The 15,976-nt window shown below is 38.2% G+C and carries 17 protein-coding genes; all 17 read left to right on the top strand.

The window, feature by feature from the left end:
• Nucleotides 1–202 precede the first annotated feature (202 nt).
• Complete coding sequence (locus tag JCM9157_RS20815; RefSeq protein ID WP_035667911.1) at nt 203–652, top strand: threonine/serine exporter family protein; 450 nt, start codon at nt 203–205, stop codon at nt 650–652.
• Complete coding sequence (gene tilS, locus JCM9157_RS20810) at nt 633–2,024, top strand: tRNA lysidine(34) synthetase TilS (RefSeq protein WP_052013297.1); 1,392 nt, start codon at nt 633–635, stop codon at nt 2,022–2,024. The genes JCM9157_RS20815 and tilS overlap by 20 nt, the downstream gene beginning before the upstream one ends.
• A gap of 26 nt (nt 2,025–2,050) precedes the next feature.
• On the top strand, nt 2,051–2,590 hold the full coding sequence (gene hpt, locus JCM9157_RS20805) for a hypoxanthine phosphoribosyltransferase (protein WP_035667918.1): 540 nt from the start codon (nt 2,051–2,053) through the stop codon (nt 2,588–2,590).
• A gap of 68 nt (nt 2,591–2,658) precedes the next feature.
• A complete protein-coding gene (gene ftsH / locus JCM9157_RS20800; protein ID WP_035667908.1) occupies nt 2,659–4,653 on the top strand; it encodes an ATP-dependent zinc metalloprotease FtsH in 1,995 nt (664 codons plus the stop codon).
• Between the two features lie 131 nt (nt 4,654–4,784).
• Nucleotides 4,785–5,549, top strand: a complete 765-nt coding sequence (locus JCM9157_RS20795) for a type III pantothenate kinase (RefSeq protein ID WP_035667906.1) — start codon at nt 4,785–4,787, stop codon at nt 5,547–5,549.
• Between the two features lie 18 nt (nt 5,550–5,567).
• Entirely contained in the window at nt 5,568–6,446 is an 879-nt protein-coding gene (gene hslO / locus JCM9157_RS20790; RefSeq protein ID WP_035667903.1) for an Hsp33 family molecular chaperone HslO, read from the top strand.
• Between the two features lie 104 nt (nt 6,447–6,550).
• Nucleotides 6,551–7,474, top strand: a complete 924-nt coding sequence (gene cysK, locus JCM9157_RS20785; protein WP_035667901.1) for a cysteine synthase A — start codon at nt 6,551–6,553, stop codon at nt 7,472–7,474.
• Between the two features lie 127 nt (nt 7,475–7,601).
• Nucleotides 7,602–8,273 carry a DUF421 domain-containing protein gene (locus JCM9157_RS20780; RefSeq protein WP_035667900.1) on the top strand — a complete coding sequence of 224 codons (672 nt, stop codon included), beginning with the start codon at nt 7,602–7,604 and terminating at the stop codon, nt 8,271–8,273.
• Nucleotides 8,274–8,347: 74 nt separating this feature from the next.
• On the top strand, nt 8,348–9,817 hold the full coding sequence (pabB, locus tag JCM9157_RS20775) for an aminodeoxychorismate synthase, component I (protein WP_052013296.1): 1,470 nt from the start codon (nt 8,348–8,350) through the stop codon (nt 9,815–9,817).
• Between the two features lie 13 nt (nt 9,818–9,830).
• A complete protein-coding gene (gene pabA, locus JCM9157_RS20770; protein ID WP_035667898.1) occupies nt 9,831–10,427 on the top strand; it encodes an aminodeoxychorismate/anthranilate synthase component II in 597 nt (198 codons plus the stop codon).
• Nucleotides 10,412–11,269, top strand: a complete 858-nt coding sequence (pabC, locus tag JCM9157_RS20765) for an aminodeoxychorismate lyase (RefSeq protein WP_035667895.1) — start codon at nt 10,412–10,414, stop codon at nt 11,267–11,269. The genes pabA and pabC overlap by 16 nt, the downstream gene beginning before the upstream one ends.
• A gap of 1 nt (nt 11,270) precedes the next feature.
• On the top strand, nt 11,271–12,098 hold the full coding sequence (folP, locus tag JCM9157_RS20760) for a dihydropteroate synthase (RefSeq protein ID WP_035667893.1): 828 nt from the start codon (nt 11,271–11,273) through the stop codon (nt 12,096–12,098).
• 2 nt (nt 12,099–12,100) lie between these two features.
• Nucleotides 12,101–12,463: a dihydroneopterin aldolase gene (folB, locus tag JCM9157_RS20755; RefSeq protein WP_035667891.1), complete on the top strand. Its 363-nt coding sequence runs from the start codon at nt 12,101–12,103 to the stop codon at nt 12,461–12,463.
• Entirely contained in the window at nt 12,460–13,020 is a 561-nt protein-coding gene (gene folK / locus JCM9157_RS20750; RefSeq protein ID WP_052013295.1) for a 2-amino-4-hydroxy-6-hydroxymethyldihydropteridine diphosphokinase, read from the top strand. The genes folB and folK overlap by 4 nt, the downstream gene beginning before the upstream one ends.
• Nucleotides 12,939–13,136: a helix-turn-helix domain-containing protein gene (locus JCM9157_RS24235; RefSeq protein ID WP_081734274.1), complete on the top strand. Its 198-nt coding sequence runs from the start codon at nt 12,939–12,941 to the stop codon at nt 13,134–13,136. The genes folK and JCM9157_RS24235 overlap by 82 nt, the downstream gene beginning before the upstream one ends.
• 19 nt (nt 13,137–13,155) lie before the next feature.
• The gene (gene dusB / locus JCM9157_RS20745) at nt 13,156–14,154 is read left to right on the top strand and encodes a tRNA dihydrouridine synthase DusB (RefSeq protein ID WP_035667889.1); all 999 of its coding nucleotides are present in this window, start codon (nt 13,156–13,158) and stop codon (nt 14,152–14,154) included.
• Nucleotides 14,155–14,277: 123 nt separating this feature from the next.
• Nucleotides 14,278–15,777 carry a lysine--tRNA ligase gene (gene lysS / locus JCM9157_RS20740; protein ID WP_035667887.1) on the top strand — a complete coding sequence of 500 codons (1,500 nt, stop codon included), beginning with the start codon at nt 14,278–14,280 and terminating at the stop codon, nt 15,775–15,777.
• Nucleotides 15,778–15,976: the final 199 nt, after the last annotated feature.

Raw genomic sequence — 15,976 nt, 5'->3', positions numbered from 1 at the left:
TAATGCAACGGACCTGGCCTACTCCATAACCCATAAAAAGCAACAAAGTATGCGAAAACAGTCTTTTATAAAAACGCGCACTGAGAGAAGCCATTGACAAAAACTAACTCTAACTACAGGTAAGTAAGAAAGGCGATTTTTCCTTTGGATAATAATCTAATCAATGAGGTCCACCAGAAAGATACGTAGGAGGAGCGTTAGAATGATCATTGAGTTGTTTTTTTGCTTTATAGCAACCGTTGCATTTGGTGTCATTTTTAATGTCCCTAAGCGCACTTTATGGATTGGTGGATTAATTGGGGCACTCGCTTGGTTTATATACTCAACCTTGCCCTCTTATGGCATGTCTGATGTATTTGCTACAGCCGTTGCATCGTTAATCTGTGCAACGTTTTCACATTTATTAGCAAAGTTTTACCGTGTTCCTGTAACAACTTTTAGTATTCCGGCCATTATTCCTTTAGTTCCAGGAAGTAGAGCTTATTTTACAATGTTAGCTTTTGTGGATGGTGATTATTTACATGGCCTTCAATTAGGGATAGAAACGATGCTTAGAGCAGGTGCTATTGCAGCGGGTCTTGTTTTTGCATTATCAATCTTTTCAATTGGAAAAGGGGGAATTGGCCAACGCTATGAAAGCCGACGTTCTTAGTTTTATTCAAAAACATCGCTTGATTAATAGAGGAGATACCGTTTTTGTTGCCGTTTCTGGTGGGCCAGACTCTATAGCTCTTCTTCATTATTTATGGTCGAGAAAGAGTGTAGAAGAGATTGAAGTTATAGCATGTCATGTTAACCACCAACTCCGAGGCCAAGAGGCTGATATTGATGCTATGTTTGTTAAAGAATTTTGCCAAAAACACGACATTGACTACCTTGAAAAAAAAGTAAATGTGAAAGAGTATGCAAAAGAGAAACAAATAGGGACTCAAGTAGCTGCAAGGGAGTTACGGTATGCCTGGTTCGCCGAATTGTTGCAAACTTCTAATGCTAAGTTAGCAACAGGTCATCATGGAGATGATCAAGTTGAAACGATGATGATGAAAATGGTTCGTGGAATCGTACCTATACATACATATGGAATACCTATAAAGCGCAAACTAGGAAATGGACTTATTATTCGTCCATTTCTAGGAATAACGAAAGCGGAAATAGAGCAATATTGTATAGAAGCGTGTATTAAACCAAGAGAAGATTCCAGCAATCATTCCAGGAGTTACACAAGAAATCGCTTCCGTAAAGAAGTAATGCCACTATTAAAAAAGGAAAACCCTAACATTCACATTCATATGCAGAGGCAAAATGAATGGGGAGGGGATGACGAAACGTTATTAATGCAGTTGGCTGAAGATCAGTTAAGTAACGTTTTAATCAAAAAAAGTGAACAAAACGTTACAATATCGCGTACATCCCTTCTTAATAGTAGCGTCGCTTTACAAAGAAGAGTGATTCATCTAATATTAAGTTATCTTTACGGGGAAAATTCTCCAGCTATTACTTCTATACATATTGAGCAAGTGCTTTCGATACTAGAGCATAACAAAACATCAGCAGAGCTACATTTATCAAATACCTTAAAAGTTAGACGGGATTATGATCTTTGTCATTTTTCAATGGGGTCAATGAATAGGATGGAAGAACAAGCCCAAACTTTAACGATTCCAGGTGAGGTCAAATTTGGTGATTGGACCTTGACTACGTCTGAATTAGAGAATGTTCATGTGAACGAAGGGCAACATCAATTGATCTTAGACGAACGAATTATAACCCAGCCACTGATTATTCGTGGTAAGCAGGTACATGATCGAATGGAATGTAGAGGTTTAGAAGGTACAAAAAAAGTTTCACGGTTATTTATTGACCGTAAAATTTCAAGACAAGACCGTGAAAATTGGCCACTGCTTGTAGATGGAAATGGTGAGGTTTTATGGGTACCATTTGTACATAAATCAAAAAGGGCAAAAGTAGAAGCTGGATGTACGAAAGCGATCATGGTTTCATGTACCCGTCTAAAGGTTGATTGAACATAATTAGGAGGTTTGTTTCATTGATAAGAGATGAAATTCAAGAAATATTAATTTCTGAAGAACAGATTCAAGAAAAGTGTAAAGAATTAGGTAAACAAATCACGGAAGAATATGATGGGAAATTCCCTCTTGTTATTGGAGTATTAAAAGGTGCTATGCCTTTTATGGGCGATTTAACAAAGCGTATTGATACCCATATAGAAATGGATTTCATGGACGTATCCAGTTACGGGGCAGGAATGGTGTCTTCAGGAGAAGTGAAAATTTTAAAAGACTTAGATACATCAGTTGAAGGTCGCGATGTTTTAATCTTAGAAGATATTATTGATAGTGGTCTCACGCTTAGTTATCTTGTGAAGCTCTTTCATTATCGTAAAGCGAAATCTGTGAAAATAGTCACATTGTTAGACAAACCAGATGGTCGCAAAGTCGATTTAGTACCTGATATGACAGGTTTTACGGTTCCAGATGCTTTCGTCGTTGGATATGGGTTGGATTATGCCGAACGCTACCGAAACTTGCCTTATATTGGCGTACTAAAACCAGAGATCTATGAGGGTTAATATTTGTGAACAAAAGAACAGTTATGATACGATAAACAAAGCTCAATTGTCGTGGGAGGAGGTCAAGAATGAATCGTATATTTCGTAATACCATTTTCTATTTACTTATCTTTCTCGTAATTATTGGAATTGTAAATGTTTTTAGTTCTGATCAAACAGAAACAGAAAGTGTAACGTTTACAGAACTAACTGAAAGACTTGACCAAGGACAGGTTCAAGAACTCACTGTGAAACCGGTTCGTCAAGTTTACTTAGTGCGTGGACAATTCACTGACCAAGAGGAAGGTGAATTTTTTGAAACATACGTTTTAAAAAGTGAACAAACAGCAGACCTGCTTGCAAATGCACGTGGGCCAGGTGGCACACCCCTTGGAGTAGATATTCAACCTGCTGATGAAACAAGTGGATGGGTAACGTTCTTTACGTCGATCATTCCGTTTATTATCATTTTCATTTTGTTCTTCTTCTTATTAAGCCAAGCCCAAGGTGGCGGCGGTCGTGTTATGAATTTTGGTAAGAGTAAAGCTAAACTCGTGAGCGATGATAAGAAAAAAGCGAAATTTAAAGATGTTGCTGGTGCTGATGAGGAGAAACAAGAGCTTGTAGAAGTTGTTGAGTTCTTAAAGGATCCTAGAAAATTCTCTGCTATCGGTGCACGTATTCCGAAGGGTGTTCTTCTTGTAGGACCTCCTGGTACTGGTAAAACGTTACTGGCCCGAGCAGTTGCAGGTGAGGCTGGTGTACCGTTCTTCTCTATAAGTGGTTCAGACTTTGTTGAGATGTTTGTCGGTGTTGGTGCTTCACGTGTTCGTGATCTATTTGAAAATGCGAAGAAAAATGCTCCTTGTATTATCTTCATAGATGAAATTGATGCAGTTGGACGTCAGCGTGGTGCCGGTCTTGGTGGTGGACACGATGAACGTGAACAAACACTAAATCAATTATTAGTTGAGATGGATGGTTTTAGTGCGAACGAAGGAATCATCATTATTGCAGCAACAAACCGTGCTGATATTTTAGATCCAGCATTGTTACGTCCAGGACGTTTTGACCGTCAAATTCAAGTTAACCGTCCTGATGTAAATGGACGTGAAGATGTTCTAAAAGTTCATGCTCGTAATAAACCATTAGATGATGATGTTAACTTAAGAGCAATTGCAGAACGTACACCTGGTTTCTCCGGTGCCGATCTTGAGAATTTATTAAACGAAGCTGCTTTAATTGCAGCAAGAAATAATAAAACAAAAGTAAATATGATTCATGTTGAAGAAGCGATTGATCGTGTCATTGCAGGTCCTGCTAAGAAGAGCCGAGTTATTTCTCCAAAAGAGAAAAACATTGTTGCTTGGCATGAAGCTGGACACACAGTTGTTGGTGTTAAGCTTGAAAGTGCTGATATGGTTCATAAAGTAACAATCGTACCTAGGGGTATGGCTGGTGGTTATGCAGTTATGCTTCCGAAAGAAGACCGTTACTTTATGACGAAACCTGAATTACTAGATAAAATTGTTGGTTTACTTGGAGGTCGTGTTGCCGAGGAAATCCAATTTGGTGAAGTAAGTACAGGAGCTCATAATGACTTCCAACGCGCGACTGGTATTGCTCGTAAGATGGTGACTGAATATGGAATGAGTGATAAGCTAGGCCCAATGCAGTTTGGTTCAGGCAACTCAGGCGGTCAAGTATTCTTAGGGCGTGATATACAAAATGAGCAAAACTATAGCGACGCTTTTGCTCATGAAATTGATTTAGAAGTACAGCGCATTATTAAAGAAAGCTATGAGCGTTGTAAGCAAATCTTGTTGGAAAACAAAGCAAGTTTAGACCTTGTCGCTGAAACGTTATTAAAACTTGAGACGCTTGATGCTGAGCAAATCAAGTCATTAATCAATGAAGGGAAACTTCCTGAAAATCATCATTCTACTAAACATAGAGAAGAAAACAACAATGATGCTGATCTTAAAGTGAATATCCATTCTAAAAAAGATGAAGCAGTTGTTGATAGTAATGATGAAAAGAAAGAAGATCAACCTTCAACAGATGAAAAGAAAAAAGATGAATAAGAATCAGGGGATGTCGTTTTCGACATCCCTTTCTTAATGAATGAAATCAGCAAGCATTTCCTGAGTATATAAGAGACGTTTGATTTATAATGGATGAGGCATCTGGAGTAGATAGTTTGGGGTGATTACATATGATATTAGTAGTAGACGTTGGAAATACCAATATTGTTCTAGGAGTTTATGAAGGGGAAAGCTTAAAATACCATTGGCGCATGGCGACGAGCAGACAGAAAACAGAAGATGAATGGGCAATGTCAATTAAAGGTTTGTTTGCACATAATCATGTTTCTTTTACTGCAATAAAAGGAATTATCATCTCTTCTGTTGTACCACCTATCATGTTTGCTTTAGAACAAATGTGTAAAAAATATTTTAATATTAAACCTATGATCATTGGTCCGGGAATAAAGACGGGATTAAATATCAAATATGATAATCCTAAAGAAGTTGGAGCAGACCGAATTGTGAATGCAGTTGCAGCTATTCAATTATACGGTGCTCCACTTGTGATTGTTGATTTCGGAACAGCAACTACGTATTGTTATGTAAATGAGGAAAGACAATATAAAGGTGGAGCGATAGCGCCGGGAATTTCTATATCGACGGAGGCTTTGTATACGAGAGCGTCAAAATTACCTAGAATTGAAATTGCTAAACCAACTTCTGTACTTGGGACAAATACTGTTCATGCGATGCAAGCTGGTATCTTTTATGGCTATGTTGGTCAAGTTGATGGAATTGTAAACCGAATAAAAGCTCAATCTAAGAAAACACCCACTGTGATTGCAACGGGAGGTTTAGCACCGCTTATAGCGTCCGAAACAGAGACGATAGATGTAGTTGAACCGTTTTTAACATTAAAAGGTTTGCAAATGATTTATGAAAAAAATTCATAAGGCGAAAGGATTTTATAAATGGGAGATTATTTAGTTAAAGCTACTGGGTTTGAAGGAAAAGTTAGAGCTTACTCACTTGTTGCAACAGACATGGTAAACGAGGCAGTAAGGCGTCAAGGAACATGGCCAACAGCATCGGCTGCGTTAGGCCGAGCGATGATGGCTAGCACAATGATGGCAACCATGTTAAAAGGAAATTCTAAACTAACGGTGAAAATTGAAGGCCAGGGACCAATTGGTTCAATTATTATTGATGCAAACACAAAAGGAGAAACAAGAGGCTATGTAAGTAACCCTCAAACTCATTTTGATTTAAACAGTCAAGGAAAATTAGATGTGGCACGTGCTGTTGGAACAGAAGGGTTTCTTTCCGTTGTGAAAGATCTTGGTTTAAAAGAGCATTTTACAGGAAGTGTTCCACTTGTTTCAGGAGAACTAGGAGAGGATTTTACTTATTACTTTGCTTCTTCAGAACAAACGCCTTCTTCTGTAGGTGTTGGAGTTTTAGTGAATCCGGACAACACGATATTAGCTGCAGGAGGCTTCATTATTCAACTTATGCCTGGAGCAGACGATGAAGTTATCACGGAAATTGAAAAGCGTCTTTCTACCATCCCGCCAATTTCAAAATTAGTAGAAGCTGGAATGCCTCCAGAAGAAATGCTTCAGGCACTGCTTGGCGATGATAACGTGAAACTTTTAGATAAAATGCCTATTCAGTTCAAGTGCAGATGTTCAAGAGAGCGAATTGAGAGTGCGATCATTAGTTTAGGTGGAGCGGAGATTCAAGCAATGATTGACGAGGACAAGGGAGCGGAAACGACTTGCTCTTTCTGTAATGAGGTATATCAATTTACAGAGAAAGAACTAGAAGAATTAATGGAACAAGTTAAATAAAAATTCATGGAAAATATTATCTAATAATTGACTTATCTGAAAACGTTTGATAGTATAAATTTAATAAAACCAATAAAGTTACTAGGGATTGAGGAGGCGTTTTTGTGAGAGTGGTAAATTCAATTACAGATCTTATCGGACAAACACCATTAGTTAAATTAAATCGTCTTGTTACGGACAAACACGCAGATGTTTATTTGAAATTAGAGTATATGAATCCTGGCAGTAGTGTAAAAGATCGTATTGCCCTTGCTATGATTGAGGCTGCAGAGAAAGCAGGAAAATTAAAGCCAGGTGTAACAATTGTTGAACCTACTAGTGGAAACACAGGTATCGGTCTAGCGATGGTTGCTGCTGCAAAAGGATATAAAGCGAAATTAGTAATGCCTGAAACAATGAGTATGGAACGTCGCAACCTTTTACGTGCTTACGGTGCGGAATTAGTTTTAACACCAGGACCTGAAGGAATGGGCGGAGCTATTCGTAAAGCGACAGAACTTTCTCAAGAAGAAGGCTATTTCATGCCTCAACAATTTGAAAATGAAGCAAATCCAGAAGTTCATCGTTTAACAACAGGTAAAGAATTACTTGAGCAAGTAGATGGTCAAATTGACGGATTTGTATCAGGTATTGGTACCGGTGGAACAATTACAGGTGCAGGCGGTTTCTTAAAAGAGCACTTCCCGAATTTACACATTGCTGCAGTTGAGCCAAAAGATTCTCCAGTTCTTTCAGGTGGAAATCCTGGCCCACACAAAATCCAAGGGATCGGTGCTGGTTTTGTACCGGAAATCCTAAACACAGAAGTTTATGATGAAGTGATTCAAGTTGCAAATGAAGAAGCATTTGATTTTGCTCGTCGTGCTGCAAAAGAAGAAGGTATTTTAGGTGGAATTTCTTCTGGTGCTGCTATTTCAGCTGCGCTTCAATTAGCTGAAAAGCTAGGACCAGGTAAAAAGGTCGTTGCAATTATTCCTTCAAATGGTGAGCGTTACTTAAGTACACCACTGTATCAATTTGAAGATTAATAAAAGCTAGTCAAGGGGATGAAACAAAACGGAGAAATACTCCTTTTGTTTCATCCCTTTTTGTATGTATTTATAAGCACGGGGAATTATAAATGTGATTAGGAAGATGAAGGGAGCATGTTTGGTTATGACTGAAATTTTTACTATTTTACTTCGAACCATCATAGTATTTATCATCATTCTAATGTTCTTTCGTTTTATGGGAAAAAAGGAACTTGGTGAATTAAGTTTACTAGATATTATCGTCTCTTTAATGATTGCAGAATTAGCAGTTATTGCGATTGAGGACCCCGATGTCTCGATGGCTAGAGGGTTAGCTCCGATTTTTTTATTAATATTTATCCAAGTAACATTAACATTTATTAGTTTGAAAAACCAAAAATTCCGGGATGTTATTGAAGGTAGACCGGTCATGATTATTGAAAATGGAAAAATAAATCAAAAAAATATGAGAAGACAACGATACAATATTGACGATGTTTTATTTCAATTAAGAGAAAAAGGAATATCTGATATAAGAGAAGTTGATTACGCGATGTTAGAGAGGTCGGGTAATTTATCTATTTTTAAGAAAGATGAGCAAACATCTTTATTTACATTACCATTAATCCAAGATGGCGTTATTCAAGATGAGCATTTAATGATTATTAAAAAAACGAAAGAGTGGCTTTTAACTGAACTAAGCAAAATGGGATATGACCGAATTAAAGATATTTTCTATTGCAGTTATATGAAAGGCGAATTTTTTATAGAAGAAAGAGATAAAAAGAAAACCAAACAAACAGATATGGAAATGTGAGAATTAGAGATAAAATAAGCGCTTCTATTCTGTTGTTTTTCCGTTATAAACTCATGTAGAATAAGGAAAAAGAAATGGAAACGGAAGTGAACGCGTTGCAACAAGAAAACAAAGAGCCGCAACAAAGAACGAGTGTCTACAAGTCGTTCCAGATGAGCGCAGATCAATGGTTCAATCGTTACTTAGACTTATCAATTAATCAACCGCAACATGTTCTGCTTGAAAGTGGTCGAGGAGGCCGTTATAGCATCATTGGTTTAAAGCCATTTGCAGTTGTATCTGGGAAATCAGAGACTTTAACCATTGAAATGAATGGCAGGAAGGAAATCAAGAACGGACCGCTTCTTCAAGGATTAAAAGAAACACTTTCTCCATATTTTTTGCCGACAAAAAAAGATTTGCCTCCTTTTCAGGGTGGAGCGATTGGTTATTTTTCGTATGATATTGTCCGGGAAATCGAAAAAATACCGACTCAAGCAGAAGATGATCTTGGTCTACCAGAGTTGTATTTTATGTTATTTAATGATGTGTTTATATATGATCATGAAGAAAACAAAATGTGGGTTATCGTACATGGAGAGTTTGCGGAAAAAGAACTTCTCGAGAAGAAGGCATCAGCATATGTACAAGAATGGAAAAAAGATAACCATATAAAACCTACTTGGGAGTCAGTTTCTCCTCAAACGATTGAGAAAGAATCTTCTTTAACAGAAGAAGCATTCTGTAAAGCGGTTGATAAAATAAAGAATTATATTGCAAGTGGAGATGTTTTTCAAGTCAATTTGTCTGTAAGGCAAACAAGACCTTTAACAACTGCGCCTCTTCATATCTATGAAAAATTAAGAAAGTTAAATCCATCTCCTTACATGAGTTATTTTCATACACCTGACGTACAATTTGTTAGTGCATCGCCAGAGCTACTCGTTAAGAAAAATGGGAATGAGTTGAGTACCCGCCCAATTGCAGGAACTCGTTCTAGAGGCAAAAATGCTGAAGAAGATCAACAACTCGCTAATTCTTTAATTAATAATGAGAAAGAACGAGCTGAACATGTTATGTTAGTGGACTTAGAACGAAATGATTTAGGTAGAGTGTCTGCATATGGTAGTGTAGAGGTAGATGAGTTAATGGTTATTGAGAAATACTCACATGTTATGCATATTGTATCCAATGTAAAGGGAGAGCTCGCAGAAGGCAATGACCTCTATGATGTGATTCGAGCTACATTCCCTGGAGGTACGATAACAGGTGCCCCTAAAATAAGAACGATGGAAATCATAGAAGAACTTGAACCAGTCCGAAGAGGCATTTATACTGGTTCTATAGGATGGATTGGTTTTGATGAAAATATGGAGTTTAACATTGCTATTCGTACGATGGTCTGTAAAGAGGGGCAAGCTCATGTGCAGGCCGGAGCAGGAATCGTGATTGACTCCATCCCATCTAATGAGTATAAAGAGTCATTAAAAAAAGCAAGAGCGCTTTGGCATGCGTTAGAGCAAAGTGAAGAAGAGTTGAGAAAAAGAACAGTTAGCTTGAGCTGAGGAGGAGAAAAAAGTGATTTTAATGATTGATAACTATGATTCATTTACGTACAACCTTGTACAATATTTAGGTGAAATGGGACAAGAGTTGGTTGTTCGCCGTAACGATCAAATTACGATCGAGGAGATTGAACAACTAAACCCGGACTTTCTTATGATTTCGCCAGGTCCTTGTAGCCCTAATGAAGCAGGAATTAGTTTAGAGGCCATTGAATATTTTGCAGGTAAAAAACCAATTTTCGGCGTTTGTCTTGGTCATCAATCTATTGCACAGGTATTTGGTGGAGATGTTATTCGTGCCGAACGATTAATGCATGGAAAAACATCTGAAATTAGCCATAATGGTGAATCTATTTTTAAAGGGCTGTCATCGCCACTAACAGCAACCAGATATCATTCACTTATTGTGAAAAAAGAAACACTACCAGATTGCTTAGAAATCACTGCTGAAACAGACGAAGGTGAAATTATGGCGTTAAGGCATCGTGATTTACCGATAGAAGGGGTTCAATTCCACCCTGAGTCAATAATGACATCTGAAGGAAAGAAGTTGCTTCTTAACTTCATTGAAACGTATGGTAAGGAGAATTCAACGTGTTCCTCTATGTAAATGGAGCGATCGTCTCAAAAGAACAGGCAATGGTGTCTGTGTTTGATCATGGATATATGTATGGTTTAGGTGTTTTTGAGACTTTTCGCGTTGATAATGGTCATCCCTTTTTACTGGATGACCATTTTCAGCGTTTAAGAGAAGGTCTAATGGAGCTAGGGGTTAATTGGACGATGACAAAGGAAGAGATCTTACACGTTATCGATCAGCTTCTTCAGGCAAATCAACTAGAAAGTGCGTATGTAAGATGGAACGTAGCAGCGGGTCCACAAGATCTCGGTTTATATACTGGAGAGTATACTGAGCCGACAACCATTGTTTTTATGAAGCCTCTTCCTGTATCTTCTTCTGAAAAAGATGCTACTATTTTAGCTATTAAACGTAATACACCAGAAGGGGTTAGTCGATTAAAATCCCATCACTATTTAAATAATGTGTTGGCAAAAAGAGAATTAGGCGATGCTAATAAAGATAAAGAGGGAATTTTCCTAACAAAGTCAGGTTTTGTAGCTGAAGGCATTGTTTCTAATGTCTTTTGGGTAAAAGATAAAGTTGTCTATACCCCAGCTGTGGAGACGGGAATTTTAAATGGCATCACCAGATTATTTGTTTTAAAGTTATTACATAAAAAAGCCGTACGAGTAGAAATTGGCTATTACCCCGAGCAACAGTTATTGCAAGCTGATGAAGCCTTTATTACAAACTCCATTCAGGAAATTGTCTCTCTTAGGTCGATTGATGACTACGAATATAAAGGGCGCATGATTGCAGATGATCTAAGGCAAGCATTTCATAAGTATAGAGAAAAACTGTGGAGTAGATCAGAAGTTATGGAGGAATAGCATGAACGAAGGTAACGCAAGAAACGAACAACTTTTCCAAAAGTTAAGACAGAAGACAGTAATAATGGGGATTCTTAATGTTACACCTGACTCTTTTTCTGATGGAGGCAAATTTGATGCGGTAGAATTGGCTGTTTCGAGAGCAAAGCAACTAGTTGAGGAAGGTGCTGATATTATTGATATCGGTGGAGAGTCAACTAGACCTGGTGCAGTAATGGTTGAGGCTACGGAAGAACTTCGCCGAGTTATTCCTGTCATCAAAGCGGTAGCTAACGAAGTGAAAGTACCTATATCAATTGATACATATAAATCTGAAGTGGCTGAGCAAGCAGTTATGGCTGGTGCAAGTATATTGAATGATGTGTGGGGCGCTAAGTGGGACCGAAAAATGGCTGAAGTAGCTGTGAAATTTGATATCCCTATTATCCTCATGCATAACCGTGATAATCATGCCTATTCGAATTTAATTGAAGATATAAAAGCAGACTTAAACGAAAGTATTTCAATCTGTTTAGATGCTGGAGTGCCTGCGAAACATATTATGCTTGATCCGGGCATTGGCTTTGCGAAGAATTATGAGGAAAACATGGAAGTGATGAGGCACCTTGACCAAATCGTAGAGATGGGTTATCCGGTGTTACTTGGTACATCAAAGAAGTCTATTATAGCAAAAACATTAAATCTCCCAGTTGACGAACGAATGGAAGGTACAGGAGCGACTGTGTGTTACGGTATTATGAAAGGTTGTCAGATGATGAGAGTTCATGATGTGAAAGAAATGAGAAGGATGGCTAAAATGACGGATGCTTTAATCAGAAAGGATGGCTAGGTTTGGATAAAATTTTTTTAAATGAGCTAGCGTTCTATGGATATCATGGAGTTTATGGTGAAGAACAAAAATTAGGACAACGTTTTATAGTCGACTTAGTATTATTTGTAGATTTAACTCAGGCTGGTAAAACAGATGATCTTAATCAGACGATTAATTACGGGGAAGTGTATCAGCAGGTTAAGCAAATTGTAGAGGGACCTCCCTTTAAACTTGTTGAGGCGGTGGCCGAGAAAATAGCTGACGAACTATTAAAAACATTCCCTCTGTTAGAATCGTGTACGGTAAAGGTCATAAAACCTGATCCTCCCATTGTAGGACACTATAAGTCGGTTGCTGTAGAAATAACAAGGGCCCGCTCATGAGACATAACGTATATATTGCACTAGGATCTAATGTGGGTGAGCGTTACTCGCACTTAATAACTGCAATTGAATTAATAGAAGAACACGAACATATTAAATTAGTAAAAAGATCGTCGATTTACGAAACTGAGCCGATTGGATATGTTGATCAACAATCTTTTTTAAATATGGTTATTCATATCCAAACTGATTTACATGCACGGGAATTATTGGATGTAACACAGAAAATTGAACAGCAGTGTGGACGCAAACGCGATGTAAGGTGGGGACCTAGAACGTTAGATCTTGACATTTTGCTCTTTGACCAAGAGTATATGTTGATGGAGGATTTATCGATACCTCATCCACGAATGTGGGAGCGGGCGTTTGTAATTATTCCTTTAATGGAACTTCATCCGACGTTACGCGCCACACACCTGAATAAAAGCATTCATGAAATTGCTGAAGGACTTGTGGATAAAGAAGGAGTAAGAAGATGGATAGAACCAACGGAAAAAGAATACGAGCCTATCGTAAGCTCAAAGGATACACACAGCAAGAGTTTGCCAAAGAAATAGGGGTGTCTGTTTCTGTCTTAGGAGAAGTAGAACGAGGCAATCGTCTTCCTAGTGAGCCTGTTGTCGAGCGCATGGCCACCGTTTTAAATATAAGCAAGCAAGACTTTATTTCTTAATTTTTGGGCGGTGAATGTAATGTTGAAGATTGGAAATATTGAAATGAAGAATCAAGTCGTTTTAGCTCCAATGGCTGGGGTGTGTAATCCTGCATTCCGTTTGATTGCAAAAGAGTTTGGAGCAGGTCTTGTTTGCGCAGAAATGGTTAGCGATAAAGCGATTCTTCATAAGAACGAAAGATCATTAAGTATGCTTTATGTAGATGAGCGAGAAAAACCACTTAGCCTACAAATTTTCGGTGGAGAGCGTGAAACTCTAGTAGAAGCTGCTAAATTTGTAGATAAAAATACAAATGCCGATATTATTGATATAAATATGGGTTGTCCAGTTCCTAAGATCACAAAATGTGATGCTGGAGCAAAATGGTTACTAGATCCTAACAAGATTTATGAGATGGTTGCCGCAACGGTTGATGCAGTCGATAAGCCGGTAACAGTAAAAATGCGCATTGGTTGGGACTCTGATCATATTTATGCTATAGAAAATGCGCGTGCAGTTGAACGTGCAGGTGGTAGTGCAGTAGCGGTGCACGGTCGTACGCGTGTTCAAATGTACGAAGGAAAAGCGGATTGGAATATAATTAGAGAAGTGAAAAAATCTGTTGATATTCCGGTTATTGGGAACGGAGATGTAACAACTCCTCAGGAAGCTCGCCGTATGCTTGATGAAACAGGAGTAGATGGTGTGATGATTGGTAGAGCCGCTTTAGGTAACCCGTGGATGCTTTATCAAACCATTCAATATCTTGAGCATGGTGTGCAACCTAGTGAACCTACTGCAAGAGAAAAGATTGATGTGTGTATGCTTCACTTGGATCGTTTAATTAAATTAAAAGGTGAAAGTGTTGCCGTTAGAGAAATGCGTAAACATGCAGCATGGTATTTAAAAGGTATGAAAGGAAACGGTCGCGTCCGCGATCAAATTAATAGCTTTCTGACTAGAGATGATGTAGCGCAAACGCTATATGCGTTTGTCGATGAAGTGGAAACTCGTCTTACTGAAACTAGTGCAGTTTGACTTTTGCCTTTGACTTAACTATAATGCGTGTGTGATTAATATGCTGCCAGTGTGGATCACTGGCAGTTTTTCTACATAGAGAATGTGACAATAATAAAAGATAGATAGAGGAGATGGTTTAACATGACTCAAGAATTTGAGTTAAATGATCAGCTTTCCGTTCGAAGAGAGAAGCTAAGCCAATTACAAGATCAAGGAAAGGATCCGTTTGGCGGTCGTTTTGAGCGCTCGCACACTGCTACTGCTTTAAACGAAGCATTCGGAGAAGTATCGAAAGAGGCATTAGATGAAGCGAATCATGAAGTGACATTTGCAGGTCGGATCATGACAAAGCGTGGAAAAGGAAAAGCGGGATTTGCGCACGTTCAAGATTTAACTGGACAAGTTCAAATTTACGTTCGCTTAGATGCTGTTAGAGAAGAGCAGTATCAATTATTTAACAGCATTGATATTGGTGATATTGTCGGAGTAACAGGAGTTGCGTTTAAAACAAAAGTTGGAGAACTATCTATTAAAGTTACTGATTTTCAACTTTTATCAAAGTCACTTCGTCCTTTACCGGATAAATTCCACGGTCTCAAAGATATTGAACAACGTTACCGTCAACGTTATGTTGATTTAATTGTAAACCCAGAAGTTAGAGATACGTTCATTTTACGTAGTAAGATTTTGCAGTCGATGCGTCGTTATTTAGATTCAAGAGGGTATTTAGAAGTTGAAACACCAACTATGCATTCTATTGCTGGGGGAGCATCAGCTCGTCCATTTGTTACACATCACAATGCCCTTGATATGACGCTTTACATGCGTATTGCAATCGAGCTTCATCTTAAACGTTTAATTGTGGGTGGGTTAGAAAAAGTATATGAAATAGGACGTGTTTTCCGTAATGAGGGTGTTTCCACAAGACATAATCCTGAATTTACGATGATTGAGTTATATGAAGCGTATGCTGATTATCAAGACATCATGTCATTAACTGAAGAGTTAGTCGCACATATCGCAAGAGAAGTTCTTGGTACCACGACTGTAACGTACGGAGAATATCAAGTTGAGTTAGAGCCAAAATGGAAGAGAATTCATATGGTTGACGCAATTAAAGAAAAAACAGGTGTAGACTTCTGGAAAGAGATGTCTGATGAAGAAGCTCGTGCTATCGCAAAAGAACACAATGTACATGTAAAAGAAACGATGAGTTACGGTCACGTAATTAATGAATTCTTTGAACAATTTGTAGAGGAAGATTTAATTCAACCAACGTTTGTCTACGGTCATCCACTTGCGATCTCACCTTTAGCTAAGAAAAATCCTGAAGATCCACGCTTTACTGATCGTTTTGAGCTTTTTATTGTTGGTCGTGAGCATGCAAATGCATTTACTGAATTGAATGATCCAATTGATCAACGTCAAAGATTCGAGCAGCAGCTTGTTGAGCGTGAGCAAGGAGACGATGAAGCTCATATGATGGATGAGGATTTCGTCGAAGCGCTTGAGTATGGTATGCCTCCAACAGGCGGATTAGGGATTGGTATTGATCGTTTAGTTATGTTACTAACGAACTCTCCTTCAATTAGAGATGTTCTTCTATTCCCGCAAATGCGTCATCGTGAACAAGGGGAGTAAAGTTTTTCTTTCGAGACTAGTTGATTTTAGCTAGTCTCGAAAGAAATAGATGTTTTTTTATAAAAAAATGTTGCATTTACTTTTTTATGATGGTATATTACTTCTTGTCGCTAAGAACGACAACGACTTTTTTAAAAAACATATTGACATCCCTTAACTGGTTTGTTAAGATATGAAAGTCGCCACGAAGCGACAATGA

This window comes from Halalkalibacter akibai JCM 9157, from assembly GCF_000513135.1.
GTDB classification, from domain to species: Bacteria; Bacillota; Bacilli; order Bacillales; family Bacillaceae_D; genus Halalkalibacter; species Halalkalibacter akibai.
This window is presented reverse-complemented; position numbering and strand designations above follow the sequence as displayed.

Bases quoted from the DNA above. Each gene is read 5' to 3' on its own strand.
- JCM9157_RS20815 (WP_035667911.1), top strand. From the start codon at position 203: ATGATCATTGAGTTGTTTTTTTGCTTTATAGCAACCGTTGCATTTGGT.
- tilS (WP_052013297.1), top strand. From the start codon at position 633: ATGAAAGCCGACGTTCTTAGTTTTATTCAAAAACATCGCTTGATTAAT.
- ftsH (WP_035667908.1), top strand. From the start codon at position 2,659: ATGAATCGTATATTTCGTAATACCATTTTCTATTTACTTATCTTTCTC.
- JCM9157_RS20795 (WP_035667906.1), top strand. From the start codon at position 4,785: ATGATATTAGTAGTAGACGTTGGAAATACCAATATTGTTCTAGGAGTT.
- hslO (WP_035667903.1), top strand. From the start codon at position 5,568: ATGGGAGATTATTTAGTTAAAGCTACTGGGTTTGAAGGAAAAGTTAGA.
- JCM9157_RS20780 (WP_035667900.1), top strand. From the start codon at position 7,602: ATGACTGAAATTTTTACTATTTTACTTCGAACCATCATAGTATTTATC.
- pabB (WP_052013296.1), top strand. From the start codon at position 8,348: ATGGAAACGGAAGTGAACGCGTTGCAACAAGAAAACAAAGAGCCGCAA.
- folP (WP_035667893.1), top strand. From the start codon at position 11,271: ATGAACGAAGGTAACGCAAGAAACGAACAACTTTTCCAAAAGTTAAGA.
- folK (WP_052013295.1), top strand. From the start codon at position 12,460: ATGAGACATAACGTATATATTGCACTAGGATCTAATGTGGGTGAGCGT.
- JCM9157_RS24235 (WP_081734274.1), top strand. From the start codon at position 12,939: ATGGATAGAACCAACGGAAAAAGAATACGAGCCTATCGTAAGCTCAAA.
- dusB (WP_035667889.1), top strand. From the start codon at position 13,156: ATGTTGAAGATTGGAAATATTGAAATGAAGAATCAAGTCGTTTTAGCT.
- lysS (WP_035667887.1), top strand. From the start codon at position 14,278: ATGACTCAAGAATTTGAGTTAAATGATCAGCTTTCCGTTCGAAGAGAG.